14 protein-coding genes and 5 pseudogenes are annotated in these 19,461 nt (G+C 38.1%); 16 read left to right on the top strand and 3 right to left on the bottom strand.

What is annotated here, in order from left to right; genetic code table 11:
- From C1642_RS10160 to C1642_RS10115, 11 genes and pseudogenes are all read left to right on the top strand, one after another.
- Nucleotides 1–277 (top strand): annotated as a pseudogene (locus tag C1642_RS10160) (sulfite exporter TauE/SafE family protein); the annotation flags it as partial.
- Between the two features lie 181 nt (nucleotides 278–458).
- A complete protein-coding gene (locus C1642_RS10155; RefSeq protein ID WP_103236280.1) occupies nucleotides 459–1,343 on the top strand; it encodes a phosphoribosyltransferase family protein in 885 nt (294 codons plus the stop codon).
- 11 nt (nucleotides 1,344–1,354) lie between these two features.
- Nucleotides 1,355–2,847 (top strand): annotated as a pseudogene (locus C1642_RS10150) (nicotinate phosphoribosyltransferase).
- Nucleotides 2,848–2,907: 60 nt separating this feature from the next.
- Entirely contained in the window at nucleotides 2,908–3,675 is a 768-nt protein-coding gene (locus C1642_RS10145) for an NUDIX hydrolase (RefSeq protein ID WP_057051827.1), read from the top strand.
- A 73-nt stretch (nucleotides 3,676–3,748) separates the two neighbouring features.
- A pseudogene (locus C1642_RS10140) lies at nucleotides 3,749–5,141 on the top strand (methylenetetrahydrofolate reductase C-terminal domain-containing protein).
- Nucleotides 5,142–5,308: 167 nt separating this feature from the next.
- Nucleotides 5,309–5,431: a hypothetical protein gene (locus tag C1642_RS20110; RefSeq protein ID WP_000737384.1), complete on the top strand. Its 123-nt coding sequence runs from the start codon at nucleotides 5,309–5,311 to the stop codon at nucleotides 5,429–5,431.
- A 31-nt stretch (nucleotides 5,432–5,462) separates the two neighbouring features.
- A pseudogene (locus C1642_RS19155) lies at nucleotides 5,463–5,650 on the top strand (helix-turn-helix domain-containing protein); the annotation flags it as partial.
- Nucleotides 5,651–5,685: 35 nt separating this feature from the next.
- Nucleotides 5,686–6,087: pseudogene (locus C1642_RS20130) on the top strand (hypothetical protein); the annotation flags it as partial.
- 295 nt (nucleotides 6,088–6,382) lie between these two features.
- Entirely contained in the window at nucleotides 6,383–7,048 is a 666-nt protein-coding gene (locus C1642_RS10125) for a DUF4433 domain-containing protein (RefSeq protein ID WP_038348164.1), read from the top strand.
- A gap of 10 nt (nucleotides 7,049–7,058) precedes the next feature.
- Complete coding sequence (locus C1642_RS10120; RefSeq protein ID WP_038348165.1) at nucleotides 7,059–8,102, top strand: macro domain-containing protein; 1,044 nt, start codon at nucleotides 7,059–7,061, stop codon at nucleotides 8,100–8,102.
- Nucleotides 8,103–8,270: 168 nt separating this feature from the next.
- On the top strand, nucleotides 8,271–8,882 hold the full coding sequence (locus C1642_RS10115) for a hypothetical protein (protein ID WP_038348167.1): 612 nt from the start codon (nucleotides 8,271–8,273) through the stop codon (nucleotides 8,880–8,882).
- Nucleotides 8,883–8,886: 4 nt separating this feature from the next.
- On the opposite strand, the gene C1642_RS10110 is transcribed toward C1642_RS10115, so the two are convergent.
- Nucleotides 8,887–10,149, bottom strand: a complete 1,263-nt coding sequence (locus C1642_RS10110; RefSeq protein WP_038348169.1) for an LlaJI family restriction endonuclease — start codon at nucleotides 10,147–10,149, stop codon at nucleotides 8,887–8,889.
- Entirely contained in the window at nucleotides 10,139–11,812 is a 1,674-nt protein-coding gene (locus C1642_RS10105; RefSeq protein ID WP_038348170.1) for an McrB family protein, read from the bottom strand. The genes C1642_RS10110 and C1642_RS10105 overlap by 11 nt, the downstream gene beginning before the upstream one ends.
- Before the next feature lie 125 nt (nucleotides 11,813–11,937).
- Here C1642_RS10105 and dcm point away from each other — a divergent pair, with 125 nt between their 5' ends.
- Complete coding sequence (gene dcm / locus C1642_RS10100) at nucleotides 11,938–13,179, top strand: DNA cytosine methyltransferase (protein ID WP_052210406.1); 1,242 nt, start codon at nucleotides 11,938–11,940, stop codon at nucleotides 13,177–13,179.
- On the opposite strand, the gene C1642_RS10095 is transcribed toward dcm, so the two are convergent.
- Nucleotides 13,180–13,704, bottom strand: coding sequence for a very short patch repair endonuclease (locus tag C1642_RS10095; protein ID WP_103236279.1), 525 nt, complete (start codon nucleotides 13,702–13,704; stop codon nucleotides 13,180–13,182). It abuts the gene before it with no gap.
- A gap of 942 nt (nucleotides 13,705–14,646) precedes the next feature.
- On the opposite strand from C1642_RS10095, the gene C1642_RS10090 reads away from it, so the two are divergent.
- The 4 genes from C1642_RS10090 to C1642_RS10075 form a co-directional block, all read left to right on the top strand.
- Nucleotides 14,647–15,708 carry an HlyD family secretion protein gene (locus C1642_RS10090; protein WP_000370777.1) on the top strand — a complete coding sequence of 354 codons (1,062 nt, stop codon included), beginning with the start codon at nucleotides 14,647–14,649 and terminating at the stop codon, nucleotides 15,706–15,708.
- A gap of 24 nt (nucleotides 15,709–15,732) precedes the next feature.
- A complete protein-coding gene (locus C1642_RS10085; protein WP_103236278.1) occupies nucleotides 15,733–17,280 on the top strand; it encodes a DHA2 family efflux MFS transporter permease subunit in 1,548 nt (515 codons plus the stop codon).
- 187 nt (nucleotides 17,281–17,467) lie between these two features.
- Complete coding sequence (locus C1642_RS10080) at nucleotides 17,468–18,256, top strand: hypothetical protein (protein ID WP_075874782.1); 789 nt, start codon at nucleotides 17,468–17,470, stop codon at nucleotides 18,254–18,256.
- Nucleotides 18,253–19,461, top strand: a 1,209-nt coding sequence (locus tag C1642_RS10075; protein ID WP_103236277.1) for a GH3 family domain-containing protein, incomplete at its 3' end; no start/stop codon positions are given. The genes C1642_RS10080 and C1642_RS10075, both read left to right, overlap by 4 nt.

Genomic DNA, 19,461 nt, shown 5'->3' with positions numbered 1-19,461 from the left:
GGCAGAGGCTGCGGCTATTGCAAACATTCTCACGCTGCCTTTGTCTTTAACTGCAACGCTGACCTATTGCGTATTGTCACTTTGGCAACCTACATGGACACCCAACGGATTTATCGGACTAATCTGGTTTGAAGCTGCTTTATTCTTGGTTGCTGGAACATGGATTGGACTATATTTTTCAGAAAAATTTATTTCAAAACTACCTGATTTATGGCGGGCAAAGTTATATCCACTACTTTTAATAATAGTTCTACTCGTCATGCTTTTTTTAAATTAACTTTTTATTTCAATTAATTGAAGAATAATCTCTCTTAAATATCGAATTTCTAAATGCTCTAAAACTGCAAATTTTATGCCTCAAATGGCTTTGAAAAAAGTTTAAAAATTAGACTTGAAATATATAGTGGCTTTGTGCCACTATATATTCATCGAAGGTCATCAGACAAAAAGAGGATGATATGGCTATCCAGCTTTTAGATGCGGCAAGAAACGAAATTCCAGTGAAATTTACGCAGTTTTCTGGTGGCGAGCGTCATGTTCAAATTGATGAAACAACGTTAGGTTCATTATCTGGCAACGTATTGGTCCGCGCGCAAATGACCTCAAGTCACGATGTGATGGACTATTTGCTACTTGAAAATATATTGCTGAATCAGGGTTTAACCATTGACCTAGAAGTTCCGTATTTTCCATATGCACGTCAGGACCGTATTTGTGCAGTAGGCCAAGCGTTCTCGCTTGATGTGATGACCAAGTTACTCAACATCAATGCTGACAAAAAAGCGGGCAAACAAGGCAAGATCACTGTTTGGGACTGCCATAGTGAAGTAACAACAGCCTTACTTGCTGCCAATACTTCTTTTAGTGAAGTTGTAAACATCAGTTCAGTCGACATCATCGCAAAGAGTGAAGCGCTAAGCACATTGTTAAAAGATGAAAAAACAGTACTGGTTTGCCCAGACAAAGGCGCAAAAGCGCGTACACAAATGGTCGCAGAGGCTTTTAATTCTGAGCGCAAACAACCAATCACTATTGTTCAGTGCGATAAAAAACGTGATCCAGTAACTGGCAAAATTTTAGGTACACATGTACATGCGACTGATTTATCAGGCCTCACAGCGGTCATTACCGATGACATTTGCGACGGCGGTGCAACCTTTATTGGTATTGCCAAAGAACTGCGTCGCCTCAATTGCCATAAGGTCGTTCTATATGTGACCCACGGTATTTTCAGTAAAGGAATAGAGGTTTTTGATGGACTGTTAGATCAACTGTTTACCTCAGACAGCTTTCCACAACAACCATCAGACAAAATTTCAGTAATTGCTTTTGCAGCAAAATAAAGAGAACAAAGATGACGATTAAACTTAATCCATTAAACGCTATCGATTTTTATAAAGCGGATCACAGACGTCAGTATCCAGCAGGCACAGAGTACGTGTACGCAAACTTTACACCGCGTTCATCTCGACTCGCTAAAATGTTGCCTGACTTTGACGATAAAGTTGTGTTCTTTGGTCTTCAGGGTTTTATCAAACACTTTTTAATCGATACATGGAATGAAGGCTTTTTTAAGCAACCTAAAGACAAAGTCGTGGCTGCATATAAACGCCGTATGGATAGCTCATTAGGTGAAGGTGCTGTACCAGTCGATCATATTGAAGCTTTACACGATTTGGGTTATTTACCTTTACGGATTAAAGCTTTGCCAGAAGGCAGCCGCGTCAATATGCGTGTACCCGTGCTCACCGTTATTAATACCGACCCGCGTTTCTTTTGGTTAACGAATTATATCGAAACCGTGTTAAGTGCTGAGCTTTGGAAAAGCTGTACTACGGCCACTATTGCTTATGAGTACAAACGTTTATTAACTCAATATGCCGTAAAAACTGGCGCACCACTCGATTTTGTACCTGTGCAAGGACATGATTTTAGTAGCCGTGGTATGAGTGGAATTTATGATGCTGCACAATCAGGAGTAGGCCACTTAACCAGTTTTATTGGAACAGACTCGGTTGCTTCTATTGACTACGCAGAAGAATATTACAATGCCACAGGTGTGATTGGGGTATCTGTACCAGCGACCGAACACAGTGTGATGTGTATGGGTACAGAAGACAGTGAGCTAGAAACATTTAAGCGTTTAATCTGTGAGCTTTATCCGTCGGGTGTTGTCAGTATTGTGTCTGATACTTGGGACTTTTGGCGAGTGATTACCGAGTTTACAGTAGCGTTAAAACCTGAAATTCTGGCAAGACAACCCAATGCTTTAGGTTTGGCTAAATTGGTTTTCCGTCCAGACTCTGGTGACCCAGTTAAAATTTTTGTGGTGACCCAGACGCCGAAGTCGGCAGCCCAGCATATAAAGGCGCAGTTGAATGTTTATGGGAAGTGTTTGGTGGTACAACCACGGACCAAGGCTATAAAGTGCTTAATGAACGTGTCGGTTTAATTTATGGTGACTCGATTACACTAGACCGTGCGCAGCGCATTTTAGAAGGGTTAGAAGCCAAAGGTTTTGCTTCAAACAATTTGGTGTTTGGTATAGGCAGCTTTACCTATAACTACTTAACTCGCGACACCTTTGGGTTTGCTGTGAAAGCGACTTGGGGGCAAGTAAATGGGGTAGGCCGTGAGTTGTTCAAAGACCCGATTACTGACTCAGGCGTTAAAAAATCTGCGAAAGGTCTATTACGCATTGAAGAAAGTGAAAATGGCTTTACTTTGTTTGATGAGCAAACAGCCGAACAAGAACAAGGCGGAGCACTTAAAACAGTCTTTGAAAATGGTAAACTTCAGTATGAGTGTACTTTGGATCAAATACGTGAGCGTTTATCCATCGCATAACTGAGTTTAGATGAGCCGTTGCATGAGTATCGGCTCATCATTTTCACTGAGAGACTGAACGTGACTATTCAAACTGAACAAGAATTCCTTGCCAGTTATGATCGCCGAGATTATGACGCACCTTTACTCACTGTCGATATGGCTATTTTCTCGGTATTTAATGGTCAGTTGCAGGTATTACTCATTAAGCGACCCAACTTTCCAGCTAAAGGCCAATGGGCTTTACCGGGTGGTTTTGCCGATTTAAAGCACGATCAAGATTTGATGGCCACAGCTTATCGTAAGCTGGTCGAAAAAACAGGAATTAGTTCACCTTACTTGGAACAAGTTGCCTCTGTGGGTAATGCCAAACGTGACCCGCGTGGCTGGGCAGTAACCATTTTGTATTTTGCATTAATCGATTTTAATGCCTATCAACACCAAGCTTTGGCTGAATACAGTGAATGGGTGCCTGTAGCAAAAGCACAAGATTTAGCATTGGCGTTTGATCATAATGAATTGCTCAGCTTAGCTTTAGAGCGTTTAACCAATAAAACTCGCTATACCGCTTTGCCAGCTAGTCTCATGCCCGAGTTATTTACATTGACCGAGCTACAGACTATTTATGAAATTATTCTTGGGCAATCCTTAGATAAAAAAGCGTTTAGACGCCGTATGATAGAAGCAGGCGCAGTTGAAGAAACCAACCACAGTAAAATTGTAGGCAAACGACCAGCTCAGCTTTACCGCTATGCACTCGATTCTTTTGATTTTATATTTCCTCGTTCACTCGAATTACCTAGAAATAAAGAGAGTGAAGACAAGCAAAACAATGAGCTTTCTGACTAGCGCATCTTGATGCACTTTTGATTTATAATGCCGCGCTTATGATTGATGTCATGTTTTGATCAGCACTTTGCCTATGTCACAAGTTTCTCCCTGCTTCCAGCAAAACCAGTTTTTTGTGTTGGTGGAGTACCTCACTTCACTACATGAAATTTATCCTGTAAGACATGATTTTGCAGGGTATCCGGCTGCAATGACATTGGCAGATCGTGTACATTCAGATCATGATATTGCGCCGCTTGAAGCCAGTAAAAGTTATCCTGACATAATTGATAAAGTCTTACACTTTTCAGGTAAGGCCCGAGACATACAAGACTTCGAGCTCTTTTTAGAACAAGCCAAGTCTGCCAATATTCAAAACTTGTTATTGCTTACAGGCGATAAACTCAAAGAACATCATAATGGTCGAGACGGACAGCCTCGTAGTCGTTACCTAGAGTCGGTAAACGCCGTAATGGCAGCTAAGCAACATGGTGGTTTCCGTATTGGCGTTGCTTTTAATCCGTTTAAATATGTCGAAGCTGAGCGTGATGCACAGTATTTAAAACTACATAAGAAAATTAAAGCAGGTGCTGACTTTATCATTACCCAATTGGGCTATGACATTGAAGCCTTAAAACAAGCCAAATCATTTTTAACCAAGCATGATTATTCGCAGCAAATACTAGCTTGCGTCATGCCACTGACTTTAGGCCGTGCCAACTTTATGGTAAAGCATAAAGTTGCGGGTATTGTGATTACTCCACACATGCTAAAAGTCTTGGCAGAGGAAAAACAGGCAGGGCATACAGACCGTGTTTATTTGCGCTGCGCTTTACAAATTTTAATATGTAAACACTTAGGATTTGCGGGTATTCATTTATCTGCTTGTCATAAGCCAGAAGAGCAAGTGCTGCTTGAAAGTTACATCGAGCAATATAGACATTTGGAGCTTAAAGCCTTAGAAGAGCTTTGGAGTTCACTTTGGCAAGTCAAGACAGGCGAAGAGTTTACCCCTGAGATTGCTCGTTTTTCACGTCAGCCAACATCTAAACAAATCATTAAATATCGCCAACTGCATGTGATGCATGAGGCCCTGTTCGGATCTAAAATTGCCAAAGGCGTCGGGCGGTTTATTTTTAAAGCGCCTTTTTGGGAAAATTCTGTGGTTGCTAAAGCATTACTCAAAACAGAAGTATTGAGTAAACATAGCCTAGTCGGCTGTGAAAGCTGCGGTCAGTGCCGTTTAGGTGACACTTTATATATTTGCCCTGAAACATGTCCAAAGGGCTTGGCCAACGGTCCTCGGTGGAACAACTTTAGACCGCTGTGAATTTGGTGATCGTGAATGTATTCATTCAGTCAAAGCAAGACTAGCCAAAGCGGTTAAACAAACCGAAATATTAAAAGAGAAACTGATCCCAACGGTGCCTCTTGAAACGAGAGGAACCAGTTCTTGGAAAAACTGGTATTTAGCGACTGAGGCTTAAAGTTTTGTATTAACCCTTGATTTGAACTTGTTAAACAATCAAATGATAGGCTAAAGAACAGCAATAATTTAAAAATAACAATTAGTTGCCTTAATTATGTCCAGTCAAAATGGCTACCGAGGAGTATACTTAAAGCGAATATTTTGCGTTAAAAGAAGGCTGTCTCAATGAAAAAATTGGTTGCTGTACTTTCTGTAATTGTTGTTTTAACTGGATGTGTTTATGACCCTGTTAATTACGACAAAATACACGACCAAGAGTTCCAAGACCACCTCAGGCAAAACGGTTAGCAATAAAAAAGCCCACTCAATGAGTGGGTTTTACAATGCTGCAAAGAATCTTTGTGATGAACTCATGCATTACCACTTTGCAGACTGGTTGTAACGTATGTGATAAATATTAAACACGTGAACAGATAACAGATAGATTTCCGAAATTCAGGGTCGCTGATTCGATGCTCGCCGAGTGCACTGTATCAATTGAGTGACAAACAGATTTATACCTTTGCTTAAAAGCTTTCTCAACATCCTGAGTTCGCAAGCTAATTGCGTCAGCGATGGTACAGGCTGAAAAGCAATGCCGTTTAAAATGGTTAGGTAAGAAGAAACAATGAGAGATAACTGCCAATTACTTTGTGAGCGAAGGAGATCCATTTTGTAAAACCAAATCTAAAACCCAGTACCAGATTGATGACAATGAAGCCCGTGCTGTACAGCCCTTAGTTTTGGATTTAATGGGGCAGGGCGAAGTTATGGATGAATGGATGGACGCGATTATTGTTTGTTACTTCGGTGGGTAGTCATGGCCTGAGATGGTCAGAGAGGATCGTTTACAGTCAGATGCACGTAACGATGTGAAGTGTGGTTTGGCGGTGTTGTATTGTCGGTATGGTTTTATTGGGTATATGAAAGGTAGGATTTTGGAGAGAATAAATATAGTGACTTAATAAAAATTAGATGGTATCTGGGTTTGAATTAAATCCTATTTAAAAGGTTGCTAGATAAGTTGATATTTAGAAGAAATATATTAATCTTAAAATAGCCAGAAATATAATTTGGATTTTAGAGTTTAATAATTAATCAGTTCTACATCTCATGATGATATCTCTAATTATGTTAGAAATGAAATATACTATTTAAAGCTTTTTAGGAATTAACTTAAAAATTAATTTTTATTTATATTGATTTTTTGCAAAGTAATGCAGTAAAAAGTTACTTGATTAATTTAATATGAATTTTAACATGACAAGACCTATTCCTACTCGACTATTTCATATGACGGCAATTGATAATTTAGAATCTATTCTTAATCAGAAAGCTTTAATCTGTAAAAATCAATGTCGGAAAAATGGTATTAGTTACGGAAACATTGCTCATGCTTCAATCCAAGATAGGCGTTGTCAAAAAATAGTTCCTTTACCGCCTCATGGAACTCTACATGATTATGTTCCTTTTTATTTCGCTCCTAGATCACCTATGCTTTATGCAATTAATCAAGGAAATGTTGAAGGATGTGAGTATAGACAAGAAAACATTATATATTTACAAACGACTGTAGAGAGAATGGTCCAGCTTGAGAAAGTATATTTATTTACTGATCGAAATGCTTCGTTAGATTTTGCTCTTTTTGAGAAAGATTATGAAAAACTAAATGAAACAATCCATTGGGATTATTTTACTTCATCGCCACAACTTGATGGATATTGTAAATATTTTATGACGAATTCGGAATATCCTGATAGAGGTGAAATTCGACAGGCTGAGTTTTTAATTCATACATCATTACCCCTCGAACATATTGAATTAATTGGTGTATATGATGAGTCAAGCCTCGAAATTGTCAAGACGCTATTAAAAGCGTATGATTTAGACATACCAGTAAGCATTAAATCTTCTTGGTATTTCTAGGAGACAATTTATGACAATTTCCATTCACGAGGGTGACCTTTTATCTGCACCCGATGTCGATGCTATTGTAAATACAGTAAATTGTGTTGGTGTTATGGGGAAAGGCATAGCTTTACAATTTAAAAAAAAATGGCCAAGTAACTTTAAAGCTTATTCCAATGCATGTAAAAAAGGTGAAGTTACTTTAGGTAAGATGTTTACTTATGATCTAGGCAGCCTTGCAACTCCTAAATATATTATTAATTTTCCTACAAAAATGCACTGGCGTTCACCATCTAAATTGGAAGATATTCAATTAGGATTAAATGACCTAGTAAAAGTTATAAAAGAATGTAATATCGAATCGATTGCAATACCTCCTCTGGGATGTGGGAATGGTGGATTGGACTGGAAAGAGGTATTTCCTTTGATTCAGCAATCTTTTAAGCAAATACCGAATGTCGATGCACGTATTTATCCACCTATTAATCAACCTAATGCTGATGTGATTTCTGAAAATACCAATACCAAACGTCCTAAAATGACTGATGGTCGAGCAGCTTTGTTGTTACTTTTGGATGGATATCGTGAGGTTGGTTATGGACTATCACGTATAGAAACTCAAAAATTAGTCTATTTCTTACAAGAAACAGGATTCAACCTTAATTTAGACTTTATCAAATATGAATATGGTCCATACGCAGATAAACTAAGGCATGTACTTGAAAGAATTGATGGGCATTTTATTAAGGGTGTTGGTGATGGAGTTGTTGCATCAGAAATTAAACCCATCCCCGAAGCTTTAGAAGAAGCTAGGATATATGTGAAACATCATTCTCCTAATTTAGTTAACTATATTGAAAGAGTTAAAGATCTTATCGCTGGATATGAATCATTATATGGATTAGAGTTACTTTCCACAGTGCATTGGGTTATAAAATATGAAAATGTCTCCTCATGGGAAGAAGCAGTAGTTCATGTGCATAATTGGAATGAGCGAAAACAAAGAATGCAATCAATGCATATCAAGACTGCATGGAATAAGCTAAAAGAGTCAAACTTAATAAAAAACTAGCCTTTATTATTTAACCCATTAAGTGTGGGTTTTCTAAATCTATTTGCCGTAGAGATTGTTTTTTAATATTTTAGAACTATATAATCTAATGGTTATTAAATTGTTAGTTTCAGAGAAGAGTAGATATAGGATACTTATAATATAATTTATATTTTTAAGAGAGTTCCTATGTCACTTTTTTCTGAAAGTAAACTTCTGATCGAAATAATTAAAATAATTGCTCCTTTCTTTCTGAAGACTCGACAGGATATAAATGTATATAAAGAGCTTTATAGCCTTGAAGAGGATCCCTTAAAAAAGAATAAGATTGAGAATAAGACTAAAGACTTGATTGTGCAGGAAGCAACGAGAAGTAATAAATTCGATTATACATCAATTCTTAAATTTAATGAAAATTATCAAGCTGCAAAATTAGGAATGTATCATTATAAATTTATATCAAATCAGGATAAAAAAAGTGTTCTTATTACCTATGATGAAAATTATCATGTCGATATGGTTATTGGAAAAATCACTCCAGAAGTAATGAAAAAAAGAAATTTAAATGCTTTATTTTTCCTGTTAATTGGAGGTGTTTTCTGGTTTACACCAAATGTTATGAGCATAATTTTTCATAAAGAAATACTATTAAATAAGGAGAATTTAATATATTACATTCCTTATTTATGTTTTATTGTAGGTGCTTTTTTTGGATATGTATTTTTTATTAAAATGAGAACTCTCCTTAATTACCAATATTTATTGTTTCATGGCGTCATAAAAAACTTGCCATTTATATGACTGTTTATGAAAAAAATAAGTGTTTTAGCTTTCCTGAGTTTTTATAGCTTTCCAGTACATCAATTGGATCAAGATAAATACACTTGATGATAGGGAAGACTGTATCTAGATAATGACCACTTTTCTGATCTTGCATATGAATCTTATCAAATGCATTTTTTTGCCCTGGAAAGATCAGGGCATTTTCAAATTTATAGCCTGTAAATTCCGGCATTATTGAAATTGCTTTTTCATAGAAGAACTGTTTAACGAGATCTGCCCAGCCTGGAGCATTCTCTACAGTAGTTGCTTCATAATATTTGGCATCCAGAATAGTCAGTTTTTTAGCTGCTTTATCTTCAATCACGATATCGGTTCGCATACCTGATTTTTTCGCCGGTATCGCTGTTCCATCCGGCTTTATAAATACCGGTTTAGGTAACCGGCTATTAATATCATTGACATTATCAAGGCATTTAGAAAGCATGTGTTCCCAAGCGACATGAAAGCGGGTAACGCCAATGACCTGGTTCTTCTGCTCGTTACCTTTATAGGCTTCAAGATACTCGATAAGTGTTTTTAGAAGAAGGGTCTGGCGATCGGCAAAGTGATTCCTGATTTCATTCTTTAAAACCGAGATCTGGGCATCAGTAGAAAGGGAAGTTTCACCATACTGTTTTAATGAATATGGGACCTTGATCTTGCCTGTAAAAATAAACCCGTAGTTTTTATATACCTGTTTAAGGATTCCGGCATGAATACGTGTAATTTCTGAATTGGTAGAAGTTCTCTGTTTCCCGTACACATCCAGATAAACAGGACGGCCAGAACTATCGGGGAAGGAAACCGACCGGTTAATGGTTTTTTTCCAGTCTGTTTTTCCGGAATTCTTCCGTAAAAGAACTTCTTCGTTCTTGAAAATACCATGTTGCTGGAAATCGTTTATCAGGTATTTGAACATCTCGAGTTTTTCAAAACCGGTTTCGTCAGCTCCATCTTCAGGACTGGTGACCTGTGTTTTTGAATCTTGGGCAAATTTAAAAAGCGCCTGCATCAGAAGAGCTGTATATTGGTCAGGATCACGTTTAATCTTTTCTACATCTGACTGCCGTGGGAAAAAGAAATAATTCTCTCCCTGATAGGAGACAAGACCACAGAATGAAACTCCCAAGCCATTAATTGAGCTCAACAGACCCTGTCCTTGAATAAATTCTGCAACTGGCGTGGGCAGTTCATTTACAGGGGTTCTATCAAGAAAATAATGATTAATTTTAATACTAGTTTTCACCCGCAGTATCTTCCTCAACTCCGTCTGGTTTCAAACTTTCATCTTTAGTATTTTGAGGGTTACTTTCTAATTCTTCTTCTAATTTTTTTAGAAAAGCTTCAGAAAAGATAACTTCATTATTCTCAAGTTTTTTTATCAGTGAGCCGAAAGTTTTGATATCAGAATAAAAAAGCTTGGATCTTTCAGTATGACGTAAAACATCATCCCACAGATACATCAAAATTTTACCAGTCAGGGTTTTCTGAGCATTTTTGGGTTCTTTAATTTCATTTACATTTACAAACCATGGACCAAGATGTCGATCTTCTGGAATCCCTTCTTGAGAAAGTATAGTGTTTACAGCTGTAGCAAAATTTTTCCATGAAATGGATTTGCTGGTATCTTTACTAAAAATGATATTAAAATTACCCGTAGGAGCTTCTGAGAAATCAAGTGGTTTATATTCAAACTTCCAGCGACGCTTAAATGCCGTATCCAAGGGCATAACAGCCTGATCACTACTGTTCATGGTAGCGTAGATACTAAGATTTTCTGGAATATAGAGTTTATTTGCCTGTAGTGGAACCGATAGTTCTTTGGTTAATAAGGCTAATAAATCTTTGTCATTAATATCGATCTTATATTTACTTTGTCCATTTGGATCTCTGTCTAGCAACTGGAATAGCTCTCCAAAAACTGCGGCTGCTGGTGCGCGGTTAATTTCCTCAATAATTAAGTAGTAATGATGGGAAGGATCATTTAAGGCTTTTACAAGTGCTTCAATAAACGGTCCATGTTTGAAGCTATACTCGATACTATCATTACAAATAGACGGTCTGAGACAACCTATAAAGTCACTATACTGGGTCTCAGGATGAAAAACGGTACGGATAGAATTATTCTCATCCGTCTGCTGGTCAATCTCATGACTTTTTCCTGTTCCTGGAGCACCGTAATAAATTATATTTTTACCAGCACTGCTATGTGGTGTTGCTGAGTAAGAGAATATTGTCTTTGAGTTTTTAATTTGCTGCACATAATGATCGAATTCTTTTCGGAGATCTTCGCTTAATTCAAATGCTTTTACTAATGGGATAAATTTATCAGAGCTTGCAGCAATAAATTGGCATGCTGCTAAAACTGAACTACTGTAGGCATCTGGACGATCTAGCTTTCTACCTTCATTTTCAAAGTACGAATATTTTTTATCATAAATATACTTTTTGAATAGTGTAAAATTTGTTGCACTATTAACAGAATCAAAACTTGTTAAAATAGTTTGAGCTTCGGTCTCTAATAATAAATCCGATGAAGTTTTCGATGCTGGTTCTAAATCCTTTGGGTATTGGTTTAGTTCTATGGACTTATTCTTGCTCTTGGTTTGTCTAACAAGTTGCAAGTATTTTGCAAGTTCTTGACTGTATTTATAAAAAACGGATGCAGCCCATAACCACCGAGATGGAAAAATTGAAACTAGGCCATCTTTGTTTGTAAATTTAATAGAATATAATGATATATCTACTTGACCTTTGCCTTTACCAACTAGGATTTCGGTTAATTGCTGCTGTAGAAGAAGTTTTAATTCTTTTTCGAGTTTAATATCAATATGGCTCGGAAGCTTACTGTATTCAGTCCTGCAATCATTAGCTAATTTATTAAGGTCTGCAAGTTCAAAACTTGTCATAGTTGCCCCTGTTGTATGGAACTTACTTTTGACATATGTTATATTTAACCGGGTCAAAAAGCGGATAAGTTATTGTGAAGTACATTGATCTTGATTCATCTTATATCAGACAAAAAAGAAATAACATGGGGTTATCCCTTAAAGAGTTCGCTTTGCTACTTGATATGAAAGAGAATGGTGAAAGAACAGTCAGGGGCTGGGAAAATGGCGAGCATGTTCCTACAAAAGCAAAATGGGAACAGATCATTGCCTTGCCGGATAAAGCTCCATACAGGGAACGTCCTGACCAGAAGCATAAATTCACGTTTATTGACCTTTTCGCCGGTATTGGCGGAATTCGTTTACCTTTCCAGCAATTAAAAGGGAAGTGCGTATTCAGTTCCGAGTGGGACAAGTTTGCGCAGAAGACCTATGCTGCGAATTTTGGTGAACTACCTTCAGGTGACATCACACAGATTAGGGCAGCTGATATTCCTGATCATGATATTCTTCTGGGTGGTTTCCCGTGTCAGGCGTTTTCACAGGCAGGTAAGCGTCAGGGCTTTCAGGATACACGCGGTACCATGTTCTTTGAGATCCAGCGTATTCTTGTAGAGAAGCGCCCGAAAGCATTCTTGCTTGAAAACGTAAAGCAGCTACAGGGTCATGACAAGGGACGTACACTCAAAACAATTCTCGAGATTTTGCGTGGCGAGTTTGACCAGGAACTTGATCTTGAAGTTGAGCTTTCTGATGAAACCCAAAAGGCGCTTTCGGAAAAACTGAATTACTGGGTTGATGTGAAGGTTCTTCGTGCAGCAGATTTTGGTGTACCACAGAACCGTGAGCGTATTTTCCTTGTGGGTTTTGACAAGAATTACTTTGGTGAAGAGTGTAACTTTGATCAGCTCTTCAGCTGGCCTGTTCCTCCTAAAAAGCAGACCCGACTTGGTGATATTCTTGAAGATGTCTCAAAACTCAAAAAGAGTGAAGATGTCTACACGATTTCGGATCGCCTCTGGCAAGGACACCAGCGCCGTAAAGAAGAACATGGGATAAAGGGTAACGGATTTGGCTATACGCTTTATACCGGTGATAGTCCATATACCAATACCTTAAGTGCCCGGTATTACAAGGACGGCTCGGAGATCCTTATTTCGCAGGCTGAGCATGGTAAGAATCCGCGTAAACTGACTCCACGCGAGTGTGCACGTTTACAGGGATTTCCTGAGAACTATATAGTTGATGCTGTTTCCCATGGCCAGATCTATAAACAGTTCGGCAACTCTGTATGCGTCAAGGTTATTGAAGCTGTAGCAGGACAAATGGTTAGCTGTCTTGATAAGGCTGAAAAGATTGTTGCAGAGAAGCAGCTGAAATTATTCTAGTTAGTTGCTATCTGTAGAAGAAAGTCCGATTTCACAGGAAGAAGGGAGGGTTATCTCCCTTTTTTTGTTAATCATTGGTTCATCTATCTCAAGCAATTGTTCAGAACCAGATAACCATTTTGTCAGAATATTCATAAGTGCTACGGGGTCTTTTTTAGAACGACGTACCGCACACTCCCAGATAGTGCATATTCTCCAGCCGCTATTTAAAAGAAGTTCCTTGGTTTTCAGGTCATTGTCCTGATTCTTGGAAATTTTTGCTTCCCAGAATTCGGTACGGCTACCCGGTAACTTGAACAACCGGCAGTTCTGATGCCCATGCCAGAAACAGCCATGTATAAAAATGATAGCCTTATATTTTGGCAATACAATATCAGGTTTACCTGGCAGGTCCTTGCGGTGGATACGGAAGCGGAAACCCTGTGCATGAAGAAAGCTACGGATGAGCAATTCTGGTTTTGTATTCCGTCCTTTAATATTTGACATCATATGGCTACGCGTTGCGCTATCGACGATATCTACCATTAGTATTTATCCTTTTCATCACTGTCAGTCAGTTTACCAGCCCCATTCTATATAAAGGGCGAGCACTATTTTTCGTTATAGTGATGGTATTGTAAATAAAGTAAGTAGATGTATTTAGTTGCTTCAATATTGAAATATTGGGATAGGCGCGAAATCAAAACTACCAGTTGGATTTGAAATAGATGGCTTAGCTCATCAAGATAGTGAATTGCTTGCGATAGGAATAACTTTAGAAGAAATTTTTAAGGATTTAAATCAATAAACAAAACCTCCTAAATCACTATTTTTGAAGGTTTGTTCGCCTTTTAATAGTAGGTTTAAACTTATTTGTAAGATTGTTTTATCTAAAAATAATAAGCTATTTTACTTATTGCAATAGCTTATTTATTAAATAATCATTACTTATAAGATTAAACATTCTGTCAGTTTTACTGTTGTTAATTTAAAGAAATATAATGTTTATAACTTATATATCTTATTCATATAACTATAACAATTTAGATTGTTAACCAATTTTGAAATTACATATTATTTTAATTAATAATACTTAAATATTACATAATTAAACTTATATTTAATAATATTGCAATAAAAGGCTATTTAGTAAATTTAAAAAAACTATGTCTACTAAGTGGTAATTTATTTGTAAAACAATTATTTATATTTAATTCTTTAAAATAAATTTATATCGAAAATTTAGACAAATACGAATTACATAATTTTTAAATATAGTTTATATAATATGATTAATTGACATAAATAGAAGAAATATATGTCAAAGAGGTCAATGATATTTAATTCACTTAAGAACCATAATTTGCACCAAATTTTACGCTGTCACGATTCATTGAATAAAACCAAGTGAAAAGTTACGTAAAAAAGAAACCAATAATTTTATTGGCTTAAATAAAAAATCGAATATTACAAATAAGCGGAATGATTATGGATAACGTAGCTCAGCTAGAAACTGATACTAATTTCCAAAGCCGAAAGAAAATAACTTGGGGTGTTTTTAGTGTCCTGCTGTTATTTTTAGTTGCTGGCATCTTATATTATTTTTTTGTATACCGATTCTATCAATCTACTGATAATGCTTATGTACAAGCCGATGTCACTTGGGTGATGCCAAAGATTTCAGGCGAAGTGATGGAGTTATTAATTAACGATAATCAGGTGGTAAAAAAAGGGGAAACTTTAGCGGTATTAGACCATCGTGACTACCAAGCTCGTTATGACCAAGCCCGTTCTGTAGTCAGCTTAAAAGAAGCTGCACTGGGTGTACAACAACAAAATGAAAAGTCTGCACGGTCGTCAATTATTGAAGCAAATAGTGGTGTAGTGGCAGCACAAGCAGACCTAGTGCGTTTGAAAAAAGAGTTCGAGCGTTATCAAGATTTATTAAAAGATGGCGTAATTACCCGACAAAATTTTGAAGGGATTCAGTCTCAATATTTAACGGCTCAGGCACAGCTCAGCAAAGCGCAAGCCGCCGTAAATGCAGCAGAAGCTCAGTTGGGGAGTTTACAAGCGAGTCGAGCGCAGCTTTTAGCAGATATTCAAAGTGCCCATGCAAATTTAAACCTGTATCAAGTCGATTTGGCTTCATCAAAAGTGGTTAGTCCTGTAAGCGGTAAAATCGGTAGTCTGGCAATTCAAAAAGGCTCACGTGTTTCTCCACAAACCCGTTTAATGGCGATCATTCCTGAAAATAGTTTGTATGTACAGGCGAACTTCAAAGAAACTCAAATTGAAAAAATGCATATTGGTCAGAAAGTTAAATTAAAACTTGATGCCTATCCGAGCCTTAACTTTACCGGAAAAATTGAGAGTTTTTCTCCCGCTTCAGGCGCGACTTTCTCACTTATGCCACCAGACAATGCCACAGGCAACTTTAACAAGGTTGTACAGCGTATTCCTGTACGTATCGCTATAGATTCAAGCCCACATATTGATTTGATAAAACCTGGAATGTCGGTGAGCGCCACCGTTGACCTAAGAACTTAATAATAAAATTTTGGGTAATCATAAATGAATAAGCATGTTGAAGCCGAGTGGAGGTTTCCCGCAAAAACTGCATGGGCAATTTTTGCTGCCATGATTTTTGGCAACTTCATGGCTATTCTTGATATTCAGATTGTGGCAAGTTCTCTAAACGAAGTTCAAGCTGGTATGAGTGCAAGTCGTTATGAAGTCACTTGGGTACAAACGGTTTATTTAATTGCCGAAATTATTGCGATTCCAATGTCGAGTATTGTCTCGCGAGTGCTTTCAACACGGGTGTATTACACCATGTGTGCAATCGGCTTTACGGTCAGTTCTTTACTTTGTGCTTTGTCATGGAACTTGGAAAGTTTACTGGTTTTCCGTGGCATACAAGGATTTATGGGCGGCGGCATGATTCCAACTTCCATGACGGCGTTGTATTTACTGTTTCCAGAACCAAAACGTTCATTGCCTTTGGTCATGTTTGGCATGATCAGTACATTAGGCCCAGCGATTGGCCCCACCATTGGTGGTTGGCTCACCAATAATTTCTCATGGCACTGGATGTTCCTGATCAATATTATTCCGGGCATTATCATTGCTACGGTCATTTACTCAGGTCCAAATATTGACCGTGCCAACTATTCACTCATCAAAAGTATGGACTGGTTTAGTCTCATTGGTATGGCGATGTTTTTGGGTGGGCTTGAATATTTCCTTGATGAAGGTGCACGGCATGACTGGCTTGCAGACACAGGCGTTCGGATTGCTTTCATGATCTGCGTTGTGGGCGGCATGATTTTCTTCTCTAGAAGTTTCACCCAGCCTAAGCCTTTGCTCGATTTATCTGTATTTAAAAATAAAAACTTTACCTTGAGTGCCATTACAACGTTTGTGATTGGTATGGCGCTCTATGGCTTGGGCTACATGATTCCCGTGTTTCTTGGGCAAGTCCGTGAAATGAATAGTAGCCAAATTGGTCACGTCATGATGGTGACAGGTATTGTCATGTTCTGCTTTGCGCCATTTCTTGCGTGGCTCATTCCCAATTTTGATACCCGAAAAACCGTATTTGTTGGAATGATTCTGGCTGGCTTTGGTGTCTGGCTCAATTCACATTTGAGTATTCATAGTGATTATGACTTTATGTTTTGGCCGCAAATTTACCGTGGTATTGGCCTCATGATTTGCCTGATTGTGGTCTCGCATTTGGCTATGAGTACATTACCGCTCAGTAAAGTTGCCGATGCCAGCGGTATTTATAACCTGATGCGTAATATTGGCGGCGCTGTTGGACTGGCTCTTATTAACTCATCCTTAGATTGGCTGACCGCCATGCATGTCACCCAGATTAATCAGTCCATGACACCGCAAAACTGGATATTTACAGAACGGCTCGATCAGCTCACGGCGCAATATCAGGAAGTCGGTGCAAATGCCCAGCAAATCGCACTCAGCATGATCTATCGCGATATTCACTTTCAAGCACTGACATCGAGTTTCAATGACTTATTACGCATGCTCGCAATCATCATGTTTGTGACCGCCTTTTTAACCATATTTATGGATCGGGGGAAGAAAATGAATATGTAGCGATTTAGAAATAAAAGGTAGCTTTCAAAGAATGAAAACAATAGGGCATATCAAAACATATCCCTTCATAGAAAAAGAACATTGATATGAGTTTCGAATATCGCTGTACGAGATAGGGGAACTCACAGATCTGGATGTGGGAGATTAAAGTATTATGATTAATACAACATATAAACTGATTTCAAAATTGAACCTGAAAAACGCAACTTATGGGCAATATTTTGAAAAAGAGCAAATCGATACTGAACGATTAAAAGTGATGTATTCCATTTACGAGCAGTATTATGAAAATACCAGATTTTCTATTTTCGTAGATGATTTTAAAAATAAAAGCGGTGCGATCTTAATTTTTGACTCAGAAACAGATGAGATTGTCGGTTTCTCGACGGTAGTTGTGCAGCATTTCTACTTAAACGGTAAAGATTATACCGTGCTCTTTAGCGGTGATACGGTCATTTTGAAAAAGTTTTGGGGCACGCGTACATTGCAAAGTACCATGCTCAAACTCATGATCAAACTTCGAATTAAATATCCTTTTAACGAACTTTATTGGCTTCTCATTTCTAAAGGCTATAAGACTTATCTTTTACTTGCCAATAACTACTATGTGTATTACCCAAACATTAAAGATGAAAACCAACATCTTTCGGAAGTTGTTGAACATTACTGTGAAAAATTCTTTGGCGAATACTACGACAAAGAAGCTGGCTTACTCAACTTTGGTGATGACTATCAACCATTAAAAGGCGAAGTCGCACCGATTACTGCCGAAATGAGAGAAAAGAACCCAAATATTCATTTCTTTGAACAGAAAAATCCAACTTGGAGAGCCGGTACAGAACTGCCATGTATTGGTCGACTTGGTTGGAAAGATATAGCCCGTTTTCCTGTAAAACTGATGACTAAACCGACAAGCAAAGGAAAATTTGAAGCGCAGTTAAGCCATAAAACAAAACGTAGAGAGGCTATCCAATGAAATCTAATCAATGGTTGACTCTCGGCTCGCATCTTATTTTAAAAAAATGGTGCGATGCATCTGACCGTAATTTCCAAAAACAGTTTAATGCTCTAGAGACCACACAACGTCAAATTTTGCATTCGATTTTACAGACCTCTACTTTGGCCAAAGTTAAACAGGTTCAAAACTATGAGCAGTTTGTAAAAGCATTTCCTGCAACTCGCTATAGCGCATGGCGAGAAGACATTCAGCGTTACCGTGAACAAAAGCTTTCACTCTCTAGCAGTAAACTGGTTCGTTTCCAGCCGACCAGTGGTTCGAGTGAACAAATCAAGTTTATTCCATACACCAAGCTGTTTTTAGATGAACTTGACCATGCGATTGCGCCCTGGATGGCAAGTTTATACCGTAAATGTCCAGAGCTTAGTTCGGGTACACATTACTGGTCAGTGTCATGGTTGCCTGAAAGTCAGCGTGAAGTTTTAAAAGACAAAAACCTAAATGATGACAGTGCGCTACTTGGTATAGGTAAGCGCATTTTGTCTAAGTTTACCCAAGCGGTTCCAAGTAACGTTGCATTTGCGGCCAATGCTGACGATGCACTGTTTGCCACCATTTGTTATTTGGTCGCAAACCGTAGCTTAGCCATGATTTCGGTATGGAGTCCAACGTTTGCGTTGCAATTACTTGAACGTTTGGAGGCATTGCAAAAAGACGTGGTTGAGGTTTTACAAAGTGGTAAATGGGGCGGTCGCCAAGCTTCATTAAAAGAAGTCACAGCACCGCATAGCCCTGAAAGCGCTCAAGCCTTAATTGCGAGTTCAGACGGCGAACAGATCGACTTTAAAAAGCTCTGGCCAAAGTTAAGTTTGGTTTCAAGTTGGGACACCGCAGGTTCAAAAGCTTGGGCCGAAAAATTAAAAGTGAAATTGCCCAATGTTCAGTTTGAAGGTAAAGGCTTATGGGCGACGGAAGGTGTAGTCACCATTCCCTATAATGATCAATACCCGCTCGCATACCAAAGTCACTTCTATGAGTTTGAATATTTAGAGGGTGAGAAACAAGGTCAAATCGTTCCTTCATGGCAGCTTAAACAAGGTGACGTGGTCAGCCCGCTGATTACTTCGGGTAATGGCTTACTGCGTTACTGTTTGGATGACTGCTTAAAAGTGACTGGCTTTTTAGAGCAAATTCCATGTTTTGAGTTCCAAGGCCGCCGTTTT

This window comes from Acinetobacter sp. AKBS16 (genome assembly GCF_002899995.1).
Lineage (GTDB): Bacteria > Pseudomonadota > Gammaproteobacteria > Pseudomonadales > Moraxellaceae > Acinetobacter > Acinetobacter baumannii.
Note: the sequence above shows the minus strand (reverse complement) of the source record. Positions and strands in the feature narration are given on the sequence as shown.

Bases quoted from the DNA above. Each gene is read 5' to 3' on its own strand.
- C1642_RS20110 (WP_000737384.1), top strand. From the start codon at position 5,309: ATGAAAAAATTGGTTGCTGTACTTTCTGTAATTGTTGTTTTAACTGGA.
- C1642_RS10125 (WP_038348164.1), top strand. From the start codon at position 6,383: ATGACAAGACCTATTCCTACTCGACTATTTCATATGACGGCAATTGAT.
- C1642_RS10090 (WP_000370777.1), top strand. From the start codon at position 14,647: ATGGATAACGTAGCTCAGCTAGAAACTGATACTAATTTCCAAAGCCGA.
- C1642_RS10120 (WP_038348165.1), top strand. From the start codon at position 7,059: ATGACAATTTCCATTCACGAGGGTGACCTTTTATCTGCACCCGATGTC.
- dcm (WP_052210406.1), top strand. From the start codon at position 11,938: ATGGGGTTATCCCTTAAAGAGTTCGCTTTGCTACTTGATATGAAAGAG.
- C1642_RS10155 (WP_103236280.1), top strand. From the start codon at position 459: ATGGCTATCCAGCTTTTAGATGCGGCAAGAAACGAAATTCCAGTGAAA.
- C1642_RS10115 (WP_038348167.1), top strand. From the start codon at position 8,271: ATGTCACTTTTTTCTGAAAGTAAACTTCTGATCGAAATAATTAAAATA.
- C1642_RS10095 (WP_103236279.1), bottom strand. From the start codon at position 13,704: ATGGTAGATATCGTCGATAGCGCAACGCGTAGCCATATGATGTCAAAT.
- C1642_RS10085 (WP_103236278.1), top strand. From the start codon at position 15,733: ATGAATAAGCATGTTGAAGCCGAGTGGAGGTTTCCCGCAAAAACTGCA.
- C1642_RS10105 (WP_038348170.1), bottom strand. From the start codon at position 11,812: ATGACAAGTTTTGAACTTGCAGACCTTAATAAATTAGCTAATGATTGC.